Origin of the sequence: Citreimonas salinaria (assembly GCF_900107235.1) — a bacterium.
Taxonomy (GTDB): domain Bacteria; phylum Pseudomonadota; class Alphaproteobacteria; order Rhodobacterales; family Rhodobacteraceae; genus Citreimonas; species Citreimonas salinaria.
In genome coordinates, this window is record NZ_FNPF01000001.1 from 129,811 (window position 1) to 144,793 (window position 14,983).

General features: G+C 67.7%; 20 protein-coding genes. 4 read left to right on the forward strand and 16 right to left on the reverse strand.

The window, feature by feature from the left end:
- Positions 1 to 13: 13 nt before the first annotated feature.
- The 16 genes from BLW27_RS00595 to folK all read right to left on the reverse strand — a co-directional run bounded on the left by BLW27_RS00595 (position 14) and on the right by folK (position 12,046).
- A complete protein-coding gene (locus tag BLW27_RS00595; RefSeq protein ID WP_089877669.1) occupies positions 14 to 784 on the reverse strand; it encodes a FadR/GntR family transcriptional regulator in 771 nt (256 codons plus the stop codon).
- A 60-nt stretch (positions 785 to 844) separates the two neighbouring features.
- Entirely contained in the window at positions 845 to 1,288 is a 444-nt protein-coding gene (locus tag BLW27_RS00600) for a molybdenum cofactor biosynthesis protein MoaE (protein WP_089877671.1), read from the reverse strand.
- A 4-nt stretch (positions 1,289 to 1,292) separates the two neighbouring features.
- Positions 1,293 to 1,538 carry a molybdopterin converting factor subunit 1 gene (gene moaD, locus BLW27_RS00605; RefSeq protein WP_089877674.1) on the reverse strand — a complete coding sequence of 82 codons (246 nt, stop codon included), beginning with the start codon at positions 1,536 to 1,538 and terminating at the stop codon, positions 1,293 to 1,295.
- Complete coding sequence (gene pgsA, locus BLW27_RS00610; protein WP_089877677.1) at positions 1,538 to 2,203, reverse strand: CDP-diacylglycerol--glycerol-3-phosphate 3-phosphatidyltransferase; 666 nt, start codon at positions 2,201 to 2,203, stop codon at positions 1,538 to 1,540. Before pgsA ends, moaD begins: the two co-directional genes overlap by 1 nt.
- Positions 2,204 to 2,241: 38 nt before the next feature.
- Complete coding sequence (recO, locus tag BLW27_RS00615) at positions 2,242 to 2,979, reverse strand: DNA repair protein RecO (RefSeq protein WP_089878668.1); 738 nt, start codon at positions 2,977 to 2,979, stop codon at positions 2,242 to 2,244.
- Positions 2,980 to 3,042: 63 nt separating this feature from the next.
- Entirely contained in the window at positions 3,043 to 3,375 is a 333-nt protein-coding gene (locus BLW27_RS00620) for a DUF1491 family protein (protein ID WP_089877681.1), read from the reverse strand.
- Between the two features lies 1 nt (position 3,376).
- Entirely contained in the window at positions 3,377 to 4,282 is a 906-nt protein-coding gene (era, locus tag BLW27_RS00625; RefSeq protein ID WP_089877683.1) for a GTPase Era, read from the reverse strand.
- Positions 4,283 to 4,328: 46 nt separating this feature from the next.
- Positions 4,329 to 5,219, reverse strand: a complete 891-nt coding sequence (locus tag BLW27_RS00630; RefSeq protein WP_089877686.1) for a DMT family transporter — start codon at positions 5,217 to 5,219, stop codon at positions 4,329 to 4,331.
- 9 nt (positions 5,220 to 5,228) lie between these two features.
- A complete protein-coding gene (gene rnc / locus BLW27_RS00635) occupies positions 5,229 to 5,912 on the reverse strand; it encodes a ribonuclease III (protein WP_089877690.1) in 684 nt (227 codons plus the stop codon).
- A complete protein-coding gene (gene lepB / locus BLW27_RS00640; RefSeq protein WP_089877693.1) occupies positions 5,909 to 6,742 on the reverse strand; it encodes a signal peptidase I in 834 nt (277 codons plus the stop codon). The genes rnc and lepB overlap by 4 nt, the downstream gene beginning before the upstream one ends.
- A gap of 196 nt (positions 6,743 to 6,938) precedes the next feature.
- The gene (acpS, locus tag BLW27_RS00645; protein WP_089877696.1) at positions 6,939 to 7,340 is read right to left on the reverse strand and encodes a holo-ACP synthase; all 402 of its coding nucleotides are present in this window, start codon (positions 7,338 to 7,340) and stop codon (positions 6,939 to 6,941) included.
- Positions 7,341 to 7,367: 27 nt separating this feature from the next.
- Entirely contained in the window at positions 7,368 to 8,120 is a 753-nt protein-coding gene (locus BLW27_RS00650; protein ID WP_089877698.1) for a pyridoxine 5'-phosphate synthase, read from the reverse strand.
- A gap of 68 nt (positions 8,121 to 8,188) precedes the next feature.
- A complete protein-coding gene (locus tag BLW27_RS00655; RefSeq protein ID WP_089877701.1) occupies positions 8,189 to 8,833 on the reverse strand; it encodes a DUF2062 domain-containing protein in 645 nt (214 codons plus the stop codon).
- Positions 8,834 to 8,861: 28 nt separating this feature from the next.
- Positions 8,862 to 11,000 carry a RelA/SpoT family protein gene (locus BLW27_RS00660; RefSeq protein ID WP_089877704.1) on the reverse strand — a complete coding sequence of 713 codons (2,139 nt, stop codon included), beginning with the start codon at positions 10,998 to 11,000 and terminating at the stop codon, positions 8,862 to 8,864.
- A 29-nt stretch (positions 11,001 to 11,029) separates the two neighbouring features.
- A complete protein-coding gene (gene rpoZ / locus BLW27_RS00665; RefSeq protein ID WP_089877707.1) occupies positions 11,030 to 11,383 on the reverse strand; it encodes a DNA-directed RNA polymerase subunit omega in 354 nt (117 codons plus the stop codon).
- 87 nt (positions 11,384 to 11,470) lie between these two features.
- Complete coding sequence (gene folK, locus BLW27_RS00670; RefSeq protein ID WP_089877710.1) at positions 11,471 to 12,046, reverse strand: 2-amino-4-hydroxy-6-hydroxymethyldihydropteridine diphosphokinase; 576 nt, start codon at positions 12,044 to 12,046, stop codon at positions 11,471 to 11,473.
- 148 nt (positions 12,047 to 12,194) lie between these two features.
- Between folK and BLW27_RS00675 the strand changes: the two genes are divergently transcribed.
- The 4 genes from BLW27_RS00675 to BLW27_RS00690 all read left to right on the forward strand — a co-directional run bounded on the left by BLW27_RS00675 (position 12,195) and on the right by BLW27_RS00690 (position 14,937).
- Entirely contained in the window at positions 12,195 to 12,770 is a 576-nt protein-coding gene (locus BLW27_RS00675) for a LabA-like NYN domain-containing protein (protein WP_089877717.1), read from the forward strand.
- A 7-nt stretch (positions 12,771 to 12,777) separates the two neighbouring features.
- Positions 12,778 to 13,215 carry a YqaA family protein gene (locus BLW27_RS00680; RefSeq protein ID WP_089877720.1) on the forward strand — a complete coding sequence of 146 codons (438 nt, stop codon included), beginning with the start codon at positions 12,778 to 12,780 and terminating at the stop codon, positions 13,213 to 13,215.
- A 65-nt stretch (positions 13,216 to 13,280) separates the two neighbouring features.
- Complete coding sequence (ispH, locus tag BLW27_RS00685; protein ID WP_089878672.1) at positions 13,281 to 14,231, forward strand: 4-hydroxy-3-methylbut-2-enyl diphosphate reductase; 951 nt, start codon at positions 13,281 to 13,283, stop codon at positions 14,229 to 14,231.
- Positions 14,232 to 14,487: 256 nt separating this feature from the next.
- Entirely contained in the window at positions 14,488 to 14,937 is a 450-nt protein-coding gene (locus tag BLW27_RS00690) for a DUF3429 domain-containing protein (RefSeq protein WP_089877722.1), read from the forward strand.
- The last annotated feature ends 46 nt before the right edge of the window (positions 14,938 to 14,983 follow it).

A 14,983-nucleotide genomic window follows, 5' to 3' on the forward strand; every position in this document is an offset into this window, starting at 1 on the left:
GGAAGGCTGCGCCCTAGTCACGCGCGGCCGTCCGTTCCAGCCGCTGGCGCGCGATCGCCTCGTGTTCGGCGGCCTTGCGATCGGCGAACAGCGCCGCCTCGACGAAGTTCAGATGCGCCTCGACGGCGGCGCGGGCACCGGCTGTGTCGCGCGCCTGAAGCGCGTCGTTGATCAGCCGGTGCTGGTCCAGCAGCGCGCTGCGCGTCGTGCGCTGCTTGAACATCACCTGGCGGTTGTAGAACACGCCCTCGCGCAGAAGCTGATACATCGAGCGCATCATGTGCAGCATGATGACGTTGTGGCTGGCCTCGATGATCGCGAGGTGGAAGTCCGCGTCCAGCCGCGCCTCGTCGGCGGGATCGCGCTTGCGGTGCGCGGTTTCCATCCGGGCGAACAGGGTGTCGATGACCTTCAGGTCGGAATCGGTGCCGGCCGTGGCGGCACGCTCGGCGGCCAACCCCTCCATGTCCCGCCGGAACGACAAATAGTCGAACACCGCCTCGTCGTGCTTGGCGAAAAGCCCGATCAGCGCGTCGGAAAAGGCGGACCCCAATACGTCGGCGACGTAGATCCCCGAGCCCGCACGCGGGCTGAGAAGGCCCCGAATCTGCAATTCCGCCACCGCCTCGCGCAGCGACGGGCGCGACACGTCCAGTTGCTCGGACAGTTCGCGCTCGGATGGCAGGCGCTCGCCCGGCCGCAGGATACCGCGCAGGATCAGCTTCTCGATCTGGCGCACGACGGCGGAGGACAGCTTCTCGGACTGCACGGGGCGGAAGGGCATGACGAACCTCGGGAATTGGTCGGACACTATGACCACCTCGGGCCCCTGGCAAGCGCGGCGCTACCAGCGGGTCAGCGCGGCCTCGTCCTCGTCGCGCGCGGCGACCCAGTCGGCACTGTCGCCCGCGTGTTCCTTCTTCCAGAAGGGCGCACGGGATTTCAGGTAGTCCATCAGGAATTCCGCCGCCTCGAAGGCATCCTTGCGATGGCGCGCGGCGGTGGCGACCATCATGATCTTGTCGCCCGCGTGCAGGCGTCCGTAACGGTGGATCACCAGCACGTCGCCGAGGCTCCAGCGCTGGCGCGCCTCTTCGGCGATGGCGGTCAGCGCCTTCTCGGTCATGCCGGGATAATGTTCGATCTCCATCGCCTGCAGATCGCCGCTGGTGACGTCGCGCACGATCCCGGTAAAGGTCACCACGGCGCCCATGTCGTGCCGGCCGTCGGCGAAGCCGGCCGCCTCGGCGGCGAAGTCGAAGGGCGCCTCCTGCACGACGACGCGCATGGTCTCAGCCCCCGGTCATCGGTGGAAAGAAGGCGATCTCGCGGGCGCCGGCGATGGACGCGTCGAAATCAGTCAATTCCTGATCGACCGCCACCCGCAGCGCCGACAGGTCGGCGAAGGCCGCGGCGTAGCGATCCTCGCGCGCGCGCAACTCGTCGACCAGCGCGGAAACGGTAGCGGCGTCGGTCTCGACACGCTCCTTGGGCACGCCGATACGCTCGCGCACCCAGGCGAAGTACAGCACGTCCATCACCGGTCCTCCGTCAGGAAGGGCATCGCCTTGCGGAAGTATTCCCAGCCGGTGACCACGGTCAGCAGCGCGGCGATCCACAGCAGCACGATGCCCAGGTTGCCCGCCCAGACCATGCCGAACTGCTTCCAGCGCAAGCCCAGCAGGTCCTCTTCCGCGCCGGTCAGGATGTCGTTCACGATCACCGCGTCCATGCCGATCGTGGACATGACCAGGTAGTGCTCGAACACGCCTTGCGCGAACAGCACCGCGATCGCGACCATCTGGGCGGTGGTCTTCCACTTGGCGAGATTGGTCACCTTCAGCGTGCCGGATTTCTGGCCCAGGTATTCGCGCAGGCCCGCCACGAACACTTCGCGGAAGACGATGAAGGTCGCGGGCAGAACCAGCCACGGCGACATCGAGGAATAGCCCACGATCACCATCAGCGCGATGATCACCATCGCTTTGTCGGCGATCGGGTCCATCATGGCGCCGATCTTCGTTTCCTGCTTCCAGCTGCGGGCCAGGTGACCGTCGATCCAGTCGGTCACCGCCGCCAGGATGAACAGCGCCAGCGCCAGCCAGTCCGCGAAGGGGCGCGAGAAATACAGGAACATCAGTGCCAGGCCGGGAGCGGCCAGCAGGCGAAGAACGGTCAGGATGTTCGGCAGCGTCCATTGCATGGCTCTTACGTAGCCTCTCCTGCGGTCCGGGGGAAGGGTCAGCCGCACGATCCTGTCTGCCGCCGCAACCGGTCGAGCAGCGCGGCCCGCGCTGGGGGCAGCGTCTCGTGCCCCAGGTCGGTAGCCACGTGGTGCAGAAGAAAGTAGCCGGTCACCCCCAGCCCCGCCACGATCTCGGCATCGTCGGCCGGTTCGGCCCCCAGCAGAACCGGCGGAAGCGGCAGCAGGCGATCCGCCCAGTCGCCCGCGCCCTCGGCGGTCACCGCGCGGCCCGTGCGCGGCGAGACATAGGCCAGCCCGCCGGTCGCGCCGGTTACCGCGCAGGCCGTCAGGTCGAGGCCGAAGCCCATTTCGCCAAGCAGGGCGTGCTCCCACCGCAGGTAGGCCAGTGGCCACAGGTCGGGCTGGCCCAGCAGGTCCAGCAGCGCCTCGGTCCGGGCATAGAGCGCGGGGCTGGCGGCGCGTTCGGGCAGCGACCATTGAACCATGGCAAGGACCGCCGACAGTCCCGCGAGCGACAGCCGGTCACCCATCGCGGCCGCCGCGCGCGACCGCTGCGGTTCGGCCGTGAACGCGCCCATGTGATCCTCGAGCCGCGCCCGCCACGTGAGGTCAAGCTGCGCACCCGGCTGCAGCACCGGCGCCAGCTTGCGCGAGGTGCCGCCGCGCAGCACGCCCGTGTGCCGGCCATACCCCGGCGTGAACACGTCGAGGATCAGCGACGTCTCGCCGTGCTTGCGGGTCGCCAGAAGGATGCCTGTGTCGCGCCATTCCATGCGGTTGAAACTGGCCGTCCACGCGCCCGCCGGCAAGTCGCTTCGCGCCATCAAAGCGTCGCGTCAGTCGCGCAGCCCGTCCTGGTCCAGCAGGTGGCGGCCTTGGCGGTCCTCGACCTCGATCACCCACAGGTCGGGGTCGAAACCGCGCTGGCGGGCGATGGCGGCGTCGACGTCGCGTTCGTCGCCCTCGGCAAGCACATCCCAGGCGCGTTCGCCGGTGGCAAGGTCGAAGCCCCGCGTGAAGGCCTGCGCGCGCCCGTCCAGCGTGGCGAGCTTGACCAGCACCGCGCCCGCGTTGTCGTCACCGTGTGCCACGACGAAGGCCGGGATGTCGGCCAGCCGCAGCCGCGTCAGGTAGCCGTCCACCCAGAACCGCGAGGTCAGCCGGGCCACGTCAGTCCCCGTCGCGGAAGTCGAGACCCATCTCGGAATAGCGCTCGGCCTCGTCCAGCCAGTTCTCGCGCACCTTCACCTGCAGGAACAGGTGCACCTTCCGGCCGAGGAACTCCTCGAGCTCTTCGCGCGAGGCCTTCGAGATCGCCTTGATCGTCTCGCCCTTGTGACCCAGCACGATGCCCTTGTGGCCGTCGCGCGCGACATAGACCACCTGGTCGATCCGCGCCGATCCGTCCTTGCGCTCTTCCCAGTGCTCGGTCTCGACCGTCAGCTGGTAGGGCAACTCCTGGTGCAGGCGCAGGGTCAGCTTCTCGCGGGTCATCTCGGCGGCGATCATGCGCATGGGCAGGTCGGCGATCTGGTCCTCGGGATACAGCCACGGTTCCTCGGGCAGTTGCGCCGCCAGCCAGCGGCGCATGTCGTCGACGCCGTGACCCTTCTCGGCCGAGATCATGAAGGTCTGCGCGAAGGCGTGCCGTTCGTTCAGATCCTGCGACAGCGCCAGCAGCGTCTCGGCCTTCACGCGGTCGATCTTGTTGATCGCCAGCGCCACCGTCTGCCCCTGCGGCATGTCCTTCAGCCCGTCGACGATGCGCTTGGCCCCCTCGGTCACGCCGCGATGCGCCTCGATCAGCAGGACGATCACGTCGGCGTCCGCCGCCCCGCCCCAGGCCGCCTTGACCATCGCCCGGTCCAGCCGCCGGCGGGGCGTGAACAGCCCCGGCGTGTCGACGAAGACGATCTGCGCATCGCCCTCGATCGCGACGCCGCGGATGCGGGTCCGCGTGGTCTGCACCTTGTGGGTGACGATCGACACCTTGGCGCCGACCATGCGGTTGGTCAGCGTGGACTTGCCCGCGTTGGGCTCTCCGATCAGGGCGACGAATCCGGCGCGGGTGGTCATGGGCGGGTCCTTGGGCAAAAAATCAAGTCCGGGGCTTTACCCCGGATCACGGCCCCGCGCCAGCCCCCGCGGCGCGCCGGGCCCGCGTGTCGCGCAGCAGCGTGTACAGCCCCGAGACCACGATCAGCGCGGCCCCCGCAAGCATCCAGCCGTCAGGGCGTTCGCCGAAGGCGGCGTAGGCGATGACCAGCGCCACGATCAGCCGGAAGTAGCGAAACGGCGCCACGACGGACACGGTGCCCGACCGCATCGCCTGCGTCAGCGCGGCGTAGGCCACGACGCCCACCAGCGCGGTACCGATCATCCACGGCCAGGCGGGTGCGGGCGGCATGGTCGGCCGCGCGCCCTCGGCCAGCAGGATCACGATTCCGGCCGCGGTGACGACGGCGAAGCCCAGAACGCCCAGCTGCGCCGCGTGCACCCCCGGCGGGCTGGTGCGCGTGGCTAGGTCGCGCCCGGCAAAGCCGATCATGCCCAGCACCGCGAAGATCACCGTGGGCTGGAACCCCTCGGCGCCGGGGCGCAGGATCAGAAGCACGCCGATGAACCCGGCGCCAGTCGCCGCCCAGCGGCGCGGGCCGACCTTCTCGCCCAGCACGAGTGCCGCGCCCAGCGTCACCATCAGCGGCGCCGCCTGCAGGATCGCCGAGGTCGTCGCCAGCGGCACGAAGGCCAGGCTCAGCGCGAAGAACAGCCGGCCGACAAGCTCGAACGCGGTGCGGATCAGCAGGCGGCGGCGCAGGTATTCCGCACTCCAGGCCGGAATGCCGCTGTAGCGCGCCCAGAGGATCGACAGCGCCAGCGCGACCAGCCCGAAGACCAGCGTCGCCATGCCCGGAGATGCGTGCTGCGTCGCAGCTTTGAATAGCGCGTCCTCGATGCCGAAGCCCAGCATGGCGAGGCACATGAACACCGCGCCGCGCACCGAACCGGTCATCGCGCAGTGTCACTCATTCGGCAGCCGCGCCAGCAGCGTCTTGGCGGCGGCGTGTTCGGCCTGCCGCTTCGATCCCGCGCTGGCGGTCTCGGTCTCGCCCGAGGCAAGCCGCACTTCGATCGTGAAGTGCGGCGCATGGTCCGGCCCGTCGCGGCCGATCTCGACGTAGTCGGGCGTGGGCATGCCGCGCGCCTGCGCCCATTCCTGCAGCGCGGTCTTGGCGTCCTTCGAATCCGCCTCGACCCGGTCGATCCGCTTGGCCCAGTGGCGCAGGATGAAGGCGCGCGCGGCCTCGTAGTCGGCGTCCAGGTAGACCGCGGCGATCACCGCCTCCATCGCATCGCCCAGCAGCGCCATCTTGCGCCGTCCGCCGGACAATTGCTCGGACCGCCCCAGTTTCAGCGCCGGGCCGATGTCGAGATCCTGGGCAACGTCGGCGCAGGTCTCCTTGCGCACCAGCGCGTTGAAGCGCGGCGCAAGCTGACCCTCGGTGGCGTCACGGTCGGCTTCCAGCAGCGCCTCGGCCATCACGAGACCCAGAACCCGGTCGCCGAGGAATTCCAGCCGCTGGTTGTCCTCGCGCCCCGGCCCCGAGCGCGAGGCATGCGTGACCGCGCGCAGGAGCAGGTCGGGGGAGGCGAAGCTGTGCCCCAGCCGGCGCTCGAGCGCCTTCAGCTCGTTCGACAGCTTCATTCGATCTTTTCGAAGAACCGGTCGCCGCGCCATGTCCAGAAGAACAGCATCGAGCTGCCCGCCGACGAGAAGACCACGCGGTTCGCCCGTCCGATCAGGTTCTCGAAGGGAACGAAGCCGACGCCGCCCACCACCGACGGCACGCGGCTGTCGGCCGAGTTGTCGCGGTTGTCGCCCATGAAGAAGTAGTGCCCTTCGGGCACCGTGTAGACCGGCGTGTTGTCCGACCCCTGCGAGGCGATGTTCAGGATCGAGTGGCTGTGCCCGCCGGGCAGCGTCTCGACGAACTTCTCCTTCTCGCAGACACCACCCGGTCCGACCGGTGCGTTGGCGCAACGCGGGCGAAGCTGCTGCGGGCCCTGCGGTGCGGCGACCTCGGTGAAGGTGCCGTCCGGCTCGACCGAGACGGGTTCGTCGTTGATGTACAGCACGCCGTCCCTCATCTGGATGCGCTCGCCCGGCAGGCCGATCAGCCGCTTAATGAAGTCGCGCCCGGTGCCCGGGTGGCGGAAAACGACCACGTCGCCCCGCTCGGGCTGCTGGCCGAACAGGCGTTCATTGTCGCCGTCGAAGATGCCGCAGATGTCGCGCGCGTCGATGTCCAGCCCCAGCGCCGGCACGATGACCGACGGGCAGGACGCGTAGGAATAGCCGTAGGCCATCTTGTTTACGAACAGGAAATCCCCGATCAGCAGCGTGTCCTTCATCGAGCCGGAAGGGATCCAGAAGGGCTGGAAGAACAGGGTGCGAAAGACGCCGGCGATCAGCAGCGCGTAGACGACGGTCTTGACGGTCTCGAGGATCCCGCCGCCGCTTTTCTCTTTCGCCATGTAGGATGCCCCCCGGGTGCCTGTCTGCCGCTTCATGGGCGCGGGGCATGGGCATGTCAAGCGCACGGCCGTCGGCGTGCACAGACCTGCTCGGGGTGCCAATCCGCGAGGATCGCGCAGCGGGGACCAGCTCCCGCAGCCCCGTCGTACTCGTGCCAGAATGATGAAGCGAGGTGGGCCAGCCGGCGCGACAGCGTCAGCGCAGCGGGCGCGCCTCGATCACCACGAAGGCCTGCGCCCAGGGGTGATCGTCGGTCAGGGTGACGTGGATGATCGCTTCGTGGTCGGGCGGGGTCATGGCGTCCAGACGCTCTTTGGCCCAGCCGGTGACCTGCATCACGGGCTGGCCGGTGCGCAGGTTCGACACCGCCATGTCCTTCCAGGCGATGCCCATGCGTAGACCGGTGGCCAGCGCCTTCGAGCAGGCTTCCTTCGCCGCCCAGCGCTTGGCGTAGGTGCCGACGGTGTCGCGACGCCCCTCGGCCTTGCGTTGTTCGGTCTCGGTGAAGACGCGGTTGCGGAATCGGTCGCCGAAGCGATCGAGCGTACCGGCGATGCGATCGATGTTGGCGAGGTCGGTGCCGATACCCAGGATCATGGCAGGGTTGCCGCGGCGGCTCGTGGATCAGGCACGGGCGGCGTCCATCAGGCGGCGCATCTCGGCGATGGCGGGCTGCAACCCGCGAAAGATGGCCTCGCCGATCAGGAAGTGGCCGATGTTCAGCTCCATCACCTCGGGGAAGGCCGCGACCGGAGCGACAGTGTCGTAGGTCAGCCCGTGGCCGGCATGAACCTCGAGCCCCAGCGAGTGCCCGTAGGTCGCCATCTCGGCCAGGCGCGCGCATTCGGCGTCGCGTTCGTCGACCTTCCCCTCGGCGTGCAGGTCGCAATAGGCGCCGGTATGCAGTTCGATCACCTGCGCACCGATGCGATGCGCGGCATCGATCTGCGCCCGATCGGCGGCGATGAAGATCGACACGCGGCACCCGGCCTCGCGCAGGGGCGCGATGAAATGCGCCAGCCGGTTCTCGTCCCGCGCGACCTCGAGCCCGCCTTCAGTGGTGCGTTCCTCCCGGCGTTCGGGCACGATGCAGACGGCGTGCGGCTTGTGGCGCAGCGCGATGGCCTGCATCTCGTCCGTGGCGGCCATCTCGAAGTTGAGCGGCACGTTCAGCGCCTCGACCAGCCGGTCGATGTCGGAATCGGTGATGTGGCGGCGATCCTCGCGCAGATGCGCGGTGATCCCGTCGGCGCCGGCCTCTTCGGCAACCCGCGCGGCGCGAACCGGGTCAGGATAGGCCCCGCCGCGTGCGTTGCGGACGGTGGCGACGTGGTCGATGTTCACGCCCAGCCGCAGGCGGCCTGCATAGTCGGTCATCTTGCTGCTCCCTCGCCCGTATTTCCGCCCAAGCTACCCCGGCGGGCGCGGGACGCAATGGGGCACGCTCAATCGGTGCTGCCCTTCTCGACCTTCTTGCGCTTCAGCGCGGCGAGCCTGGACTTGAGAACGCCCTTGCGGCGCCGGTTCTGGTAGGCGGTGATGATCGGCAGCGAGACGTGGAACATCACGAAACCGGCCACCAGGCCGGGCAGGATGCCGCCGATCATGTAGGGAAAAAACACCTCGTCGTAGAAGATCGCGAGATCGGTCCAGTCGGCCCGAGCGCTGGTGAACAGTGCCTCGAAGTTGCGCCACAGGTCATGGCCGGCGCCGACGAACTTGTCGCCGATGCTGCCGTGCTCGCCGGTATCCCTTATCCCGAGGATCCAGTAGCCCGTCTTCATCGAGATGACCCCGATCGGCACGTAGGTCAGCGGATTGCCGAAGAACGTCGCCAGAAGCGCCGCGACCACGTTGCCGCGCATGATGAAGGCCAGACCGGCGGCGATGAAGAAGTGGAACCCGTAGAACGGCGTGAAGGTGGTGAACACGCCGGCGAAGATGCCGCGCGCGATGCGGTGCGGCGGGTCGGGCAGACGGTTGAGCCTGTGCGTGACGTAACGTGCCGCCCGCGCCCAGCCGCCGCGCGGCCAAAGCGCCTGAAGCACGGCCTTCCAGACGGGCCGTCTGTCGCGTCGCTTGAAGACCAAAACCGCCCCTTCCCGGTGCGTGTTGCCGTTACTCGGCCGCGGCGCGGGTCTGGGCCAGACCCGGATCGCGGCGGCGCTCGACCGAAGCCACGTTGCTCTCGGCCTCCAGCGTCGACAGGATCATGTGCAGATGCTCGGCATCGCGCAGTTCCACGTCGATCAGCAGGCGGTAGAAGTCCGGCTTGCGGTCGACAAAGTTCAGATCCGAGATATTGGCGTGACCGTCTCCGATCAATGAGCAAACCCGGCCAAGCACGCCCGCGTCGTTGGTTATGGTCAATTCCAGCGTAACGGTGTGAATCGGCGGATGGATGCCCTCGGCCCAGTGAAGGTCCAGCCAGCGGGACGGCTCGTCCTCGTACTCGGCCATCGCGGCGCAATCGATTGCGTGCACCGCGACCCCGCGGCCGCGATGGGTGATGCCGACGATCCGTTCGCCCGGAAGCGGCTGGCAGCAGCGCGCGCGCTCGAACGCCTGACCTTGGCCCAGCCCGACGATGGCGCGGCCGCTGTCGACCTCGGGGGCGCGGGCCGGCGTCAGGTTGGGATAGACCGAATCGATCACCTCGCGCGTGGTCACCTCGGCCCGGCCCAGCGCGGCCAGCATGTCCTCGGTCTCGTCGAAGCGCAGGGTCCTTGCCGCCTTGTCCAACGCCTTGTCGGTGGCCTTCTTGCCCACGTTCTCGAATGCCGCGCGCGCAAGTTCCGTTCCCAGCCGTGCGAAGCGCTCCTTGTTGGCTTCGCGCAGCGCGCGCCTGATGGCCGAGCGCGCCTTGCCCGTGGTGGCGATTTCGAGCCACGTCGTCTGCGGCGTCTGGCCCTGAGCGGTGATGATCTCGACCGACTGGCCGTTCTTCAGCCGCGTCCACAGCGGAACGCGGATGCCGTCGACCTTGGCGCCGACGCAGGCCGACCCGATGCGCGTGTGGATCTGGTAGGCGTAGTCCAGCGGCGTCGCCCCCTTGGGCAGCTTCACCACGTCGCCCTTGGGCGTGAAGCAGAACACCTGGTCGGAATACATCTCGAGCTTTACCGCCTCGAGGAAGGCGTCGTGGTCCTCCTCTGCGTCGAACTGCTCGGTCAGGGAAGCGATCCACTTGGCCGGGTCCACGGCGAAGGGGTTTTCCGAGCGCACCCCGTCACGATAGCTCCAATGCGCGGCAACGCCGGTTTCGGCCACGTCGTGCATCTGCGCGGTGCGGATCTGCACTTCGACCCGCTTGCCGTCGCGGCCCGAAACGGTGGTGTGGATCGAGCGATAGCCGTTCGACTTGGGCTGGCTGATGTAATCCTTGAACCGGCCCGGCACCGCGCGCCAGCGCTGGTGGATCGCCCCCAGCGCGGTGTAGCAATCGGCCTCGGACCGCGTGATGACGCGGAAGCCGTAGATGTCCGACAGGCGCGAGAAGCCGATCTTCTTCTCCTGCATCTTGCGCCAGATCGAATACGGCTTCTTCGCGCGGCCGAAGACCTCGGCCTGCACGCCGGCCTTTTCGAGTTCCAGCCGCATGTCCCCGGTGATCCGGTGGATGATGTCGCCGGTTTCCTTCTGCAACGTCACGAAGCGGCGGATGATCGAACTGCGGCCCTCGGGGTTGAGCACGCGGAACGCGAGATCCTCGAGCTCTTCGCGCATCCACTGCATGCCCATCCGGCCCGCGAGCGGCGCGTAGATCTCCATCGTCTCGCGCGCCTTCTGCACCTGCTTTTCGGGACGCATGGCGCGGATCGTGCGCATGTTGTGCAGACGATCCGCCAGCTTGACCAGGATCACCCGCAGGTCGCGAGACATCGCCATGAACAGCTTGCGGAAGTTTTCCGCCTGCTTGGTCTCCGAGCTGGAAAGCTGCAGGTTGGTCAGCTTGGTGACGCCGTCGACCAGTTCGGCCACCTCGTGACCGAATCGCTGCTCGATCTCGGAATAGGTCGAGCGCGTGTCCTCGATCGCGTCGTGCAGCAGCGCGGTGACGATCGTGGCGTCGTCCAGCCGCTGCTCGGTCAGAAGCGCGGCCACGGAAACGGGATGCGTAAAGTAGGGCTCGCCCGACTTGCGCATCTGACCGTCGTGCATCGCGCGGCCGTAATCATAGGCCGCGCGGATGAGGTCGGCGTTCGTCCTGGGATTGTAGTTGCGGACCAGCGCAACGAGATCGTCAGCCGAAATCATTTCTGTCACGCCCCGGCCCGCGGGGATGTTCAACCCTGCCCCTGCGCCTCCATGAGCGCGCGCAGCAGCTTCTCCTCGGACATGTCGTCGTCCTGCGGCTTGTCCTGCTCCGCTCCCATGAGGATCGCCATGGCGTCGTCCTCGGGCTCGTCGACCTCGATCTGGGTCTGGTTCGATTCTATCAGACGCTCGCGCAGATCGGCGGCCGACTGGGTCTCCTCGGCGATCTCGCGCAGCGCGACGACGGGGTTCTTGTCGTTGTCGCGATCAACCGTGACGGCTGCACCGCTGGAGATCTCGCGCGCCCGGTGGGCGGCAAGCATCACCAGCTCGAAACGGTTGGGGACCTTGTCGACGCAATCTTCGACAGTCACGCGGGCCATGGGCGGCCTCCCTCGATATCATCTGCAGAAGGAATGCATGTAACGCGGGCAACGGTTGTTGACAAGGGCGATCCGGCGGCGATCCGGTCAGGTTGCGATCGGTTCGGCGCGCAGATCGGCGGGCAGGTCGGCCAGCATCTGCCGCACGGTGCGCCCCAGCACCGGGTGGCGCCAGTCCGGCGCGACGTCGGCCAGCGGCACCAGCACGAAGGCACGCTCGGCCAGGCGGGGATGCGGTAGAATCAACGTTTCGGGCGCCTCTGTCGCCTGACGGTCGGGCGGCAGGTGCCGCCACGCGTCGAACCCTTCGCGATCCGGCATGATTCCGCCGCCCTGCGCCAGCAGGTCCAGGTCAAGGCTGCGCGAGCCCCAGCGCTGGGTGCGGTGACGGCCGAAATCGGCCTCGATCCCGTGCAGGATATCCATCAGGCGGCGCGGCGGGGGCGCGTCGCGCAACACGATGCACGCGTTGACGTAATCGGGACCGGCTCCCTCTGGGAAACATGGCGTCGTGAAGAACCGGCTGACGCGCCCCGGCATCAACCCGGCACGACGCATCGCCGCGATGGCGGCGCTCAGCGTGTCGCGCCGTCCCATCCCCGCGCAGCCAAGGTTGGAGCCCAGCGCGACGAATGACTCGGCTTGCCCTTGTGGCGCATTCATCAGATCGTTACCTAGCAAACGTCGCCAAACTAGTCTTATCGGCTATCTGGTCAATTGAAACCGCAGCGATAAGCGCTCTTCCCTGCTTACAAGACGGGGCGTCGTCTCTCCTTCGCCGGAAGGGGTCCGGCGCCCAGAGGATCATGCCATGTTTTACAAGGACGAACGGCTTGCGCTGTTCATCGACGGGTCGAATCTCTACGCCGCTGCACGGGCGCTGGCGTTCGATATCGACTACAAGCTGCTGCGGCAGGAATTCGCGCGGCGCGGCAAGCTGGTGCGCGCGTTCTACTACACCGCGCTGCTCGAGAACGAGGAATACTCCCCGATCCGCCCGCTGGTGGACTGGCTGCACTACAACGGCTTCTCGATGGTCACGAAACCGGCCAAGGAGTTCATCGACAGCCAGGGCCGCCGCAAGGTCAAGGGCAACATGGACATCGAGCTGGCGGTCGACGCGATGGAGCTTGCGCCGCGGCTCGACCACATCGTGCTGTTCTCGGGCGACGGCGATTTCCGGCCGCTGGTGGAAAGCCTGCAGCGCCAGGGCGTGCGCGTGTCGGTTGTCTCGACCATCCGCAGCCAGCCCCCGATGATCGCCGACGAACTGCGCCGCCAGGCCGACAACTTCATCGAGCTGGACGAGCTGCGCGAGATCATCGGCCGCCCGCCGCGCGAGAACCCGGTCGAGCCGCGGATGGAAACGGCCGCCGAAGTCCGGTAGCGGAGGCTTGCCCGAGGCGGTCGCTTCCCTGGCCGGGCTTTTCCTGGCCGCGTTCGGAGCCGCGACGATCCTGCCCTTCCAGTCCGAGATCGTGTTTGTCGGCTTGCAGGTGCGCGGGATTGTCGCGGTCGTCTGGCTTATCGCGGTTGCCAGCCTGGGCAATGTTCTGGGTGCAGTGGTGAACTATGCCCTGGGCCTTGGCGCCGAACGGTTCCGCGGTACGCGGTGGTTTCCAGCCGATGCGCAAACGCTGAACCGGGCGCAGCACTGGTACGCGCGCTGGGGCGTCTGGACTTTGCTGCTCAGCTGGGCGCCGCTCGGCGATGCGTTCACCGTTGTTGCCGGATTGATGCGCACGCCGCTATGGCTGTTCCTCGGGCTAGTCACGATCGCGAAGACGGGACGTTATGCGGTTCTTGCCTGGGCCACCGCCGCCGCGACCTGACCATGCTGGACGCCGTGGCGCACAGCCCCTACGTCTGGGGAGACCACCGGAAGGACCATGATCCGATGACTGCACGACCGCTGACATTGTATCTGGCCGCACCCCGCGGCTTCTGCGCCGGCGTGGACCGTGCGATCAAGATCGTCGAGATGGCCTTGGCCAAGTGGGGCGCGCCGGTCTACGTCCGCCACGAGATCGTGCACAACAAGTACGTCGTGGACGACCTGCGCGAGAAGGGCGCCGTCTTCGTCGAGGAACTCGAGGAGTGTCCCGGCGACCGGCCGGTGATCTTCTCCGCCCACGGCGTGCCGCGTGCCGTCCCGGCCGAGGCCGCCCGGCGCGAGATGACCTATGTCGACGCCACCTGTCCGCTGGTCAGCAAGGTGCATATCGAGGCCGCCCGCCATCACGAGAACGGGCTGCAGATGATCATGATCGGGCATGCCGGCCACCCCGAGACCATCGGCACGATGGGCCAGCTTCCGCCCGGCGAGGTGCTGCTTGTCGAAACGCCCGCCGACGCCGCCACGGTCGAGGTGCGCGATCCTGACCGGCTAGCCTTCGTCACCCAGACGACTTTGTCGGTTGACGACACCGCCGACATCATCGCGGCGCTGCAGGCGCGTTTCCCGAACATTGTCGGCCCCCACAAGGAAGACATCTGCTACGCCACGACCAACCGGCAGGAAGCCGTCAAGGCGATGGCACCGCATTGCGACGCGATGCTGGTGGTTGGCGCGCCGAATTCGTCGAACTCGAAGCGGCTGGTCGAGGTTGGACGCCGCGCGGGCTGTTCCTACGCGCAACTGGTCCAGCGGGCCGAGGATATCGACTGGCGCGCGCTCGACGGCATCCGCTCAGTCGGAATTACCGCAGGCGCCTCGGCGCCGGAGGTCCTGATCGACGAGGTGATCGACGCCTTCCGCGCCCGCTATGACGTCCGGGTCGAGCAGGTCGAGACCGCGCAGGAGAATGTCGAGTTCAAGGTCCCCCGCGTGCTGCGAATCCCGGCCTGAACGATTCCTGGAGAGTCGGCCAAAAAGGCTGGCCCCGCCGGCCGTGACGGCGGGCGGGGCGCTTGTCCGGGCCGTTGCCCCGTGGACTGGGCGACCGCGTCGCCATGTCGTCCGATGCAGCCAAACTGACCGTCAGATCTTGCGCCTTCCCTGCCCTACCGCGCGCAGTCACAGCAACGGCCCGGCTTGCCCCGGCACGCGACCGTACCACCTTGGGCTTCGCGGGCGCGAAACCCGCCCGAAAACCGGAGGCCGCATGTCCATTCCCCGCTCTGCGTTGTTCCTTGGCCTTGCCGGCGTGCTTCCTTTCCTGTGGGGCGCACTGACGGTCCTTTACGATCCGCTGGCAATGTGGTCGCAGACAACGCTCGGGTCGCGCTTCACCGGCCCCTACGTTCAACTTTTTTATGGCGCCGTGCTCCTGTCCTTCATGTCAGGCGTGCTTTGGGGCTTCGCCACGAAGGCAGAGGGCGCGCGCGCCGCTGCGGGCTATGCTCTGTCGGTTTTGCCCGCGCTCTGGGCGTTCTTCATGACCGGAGGCGGGGCGGACGCGGCGGGGCAAAGCCTCGTCATCGGCTTTCTGGGGCTTCTGCTGCTGGACTGGCAGTTCTGGCGCCGTGGTCTCGCCCCGAGCTGGTGGATGCGATTGCGGGGGCTGCTGACCGCGCTGGTCGTGATCTGCCTGTCGGTGCATCTGGTGGTCTGATTGCCGCTTGAACCCGCGCGGCGTTGCGGCGAAACAGGCGGCATGA

What these genes read in the sequence shown, in the direction of transcription:
- BLW27_RS00595 (WP_089877669.1), bottom strand. Translation starts at nt 784, where the DNA reads ATGCCCTTCCGCCCCGTGCAGTCCGAGAAGCTGTCCTCCGCCGTCGTG.
- BLW27_RS00600 (WP_089877671.1), bottom strand. Translation starts at nt 1,288, where the DNA reads ATGCGCGTCGTCGTGCAGGAGGCGCCCTTCGACTTCGCCGCCGAGGCG.
- moaD (WP_089877674.1), bottom strand. Translation starts at nt 1,538, where the DNA reads ATGGACGTGCTGTACTTCGCCTGGGTGCGCGAGCGTATCGGCGTGCCC.
- pgsA (WP_089877677.1), bottom strand. Translation starts at nt 2,203, where the DNA reads ATGCAATGGACGCTGCCGAACATCCTGACCGTTCTTCGCCTGCTGGCC.
- recO (WP_089878668.1), bottom strand. Translation starts at nt 2,979, where the DNA reads ATGGAATGGCGCGACACAGGCATCCTTCTGGCGACCCGCAAGCACGGC.
- era (WP_089877683.1), bottom strand. Translation starts at nt 4,282, where the DNA reads ATGACCACCCGCGCCGGATTCGTCGCCCTGATCGGAGAGCCCAACGCG.
- BLW27_RS00630 (WP_089877686.1), bottom strand. Translation starts at nt 5,219, where the DNA reads ATGACCGGTTCGGTGCGCGGCGCGGTGTTCATGTGCCTCGCCATGCTG.
- rnc (WP_089877690.1), bottom strand. Translation starts at nt 5,912, where the DNA reads ATGAAGCTGTCGAACGAGCTGAAGGCGCTCGAGCGCCGGCTGGGGCAC.
- lepB (WP_089877693.1), bottom strand. Translation starts at nt 6,742, where the DNA reads ATGGCGAAAGAGAAAAGCGGCGGCGGGATCCTCGAGACCGTCAAGACC.
- acpS (WP_089877696.1), bottom strand. Translation starts at nt 7,340, where the DNA reads ATGATCCTGGGTATCGGCACCGACCTCGCCAACATCGATCGCATCGCC.
- BLW27_RS00650 (WP_089877698.1), bottom strand. Translation starts at nt 8,120, where the DNA reads ATGACCGACTATGCAGGCCGCCTGCGGCTGGGCGTGAACATCGACCAC.
- BLW27_RS00660 (WP_089877704.1), bottom strand. Translation starts at nt 11,000, where the DNA reads ATGATTTCGGCTGACGATCTCGTTGCGCTGGTCCGCAACTACAATCCC.
- rpoZ (WP_089877707.1), bottom strand. Translation starts at nt 11,383, where the DNA reads ATGGCCCGCGTGACTGTCGAAGATTGCGTCGACAAGGTCCCCAACCGT.
- folK (WP_089877710.1), bottom strand. Translation starts at nt 12,046, where the DNA reads ATGAATGCGCCACAAGGGCAAGCCGAGTCATTCGTCGCGCTGGGCTCC.
- BLW27_RS00675 (WP_089877717.1), top strand. Translation starts at nt 12,195, where the DNA reads ATGTTTTACAAGGACGAACGGCTTGCGCTGTTCATCGACGGGTCGAAT.
- ispH (WP_089878672.1), top strand. Translation starts at nt 13,281, where the DNA reads ATGACTGCACGACCGCTGACATTGTATCTGGCCGCACCCCGCGGCTTC.
- BLW27_RS00690 (WP_089877722.1), top strand. Translation starts at nt 14,488, where the DNA reads ATGTCCATTCCCCGCTCTGCGTTGTTCCTTGGCCTTGCCGGCGTGCTT.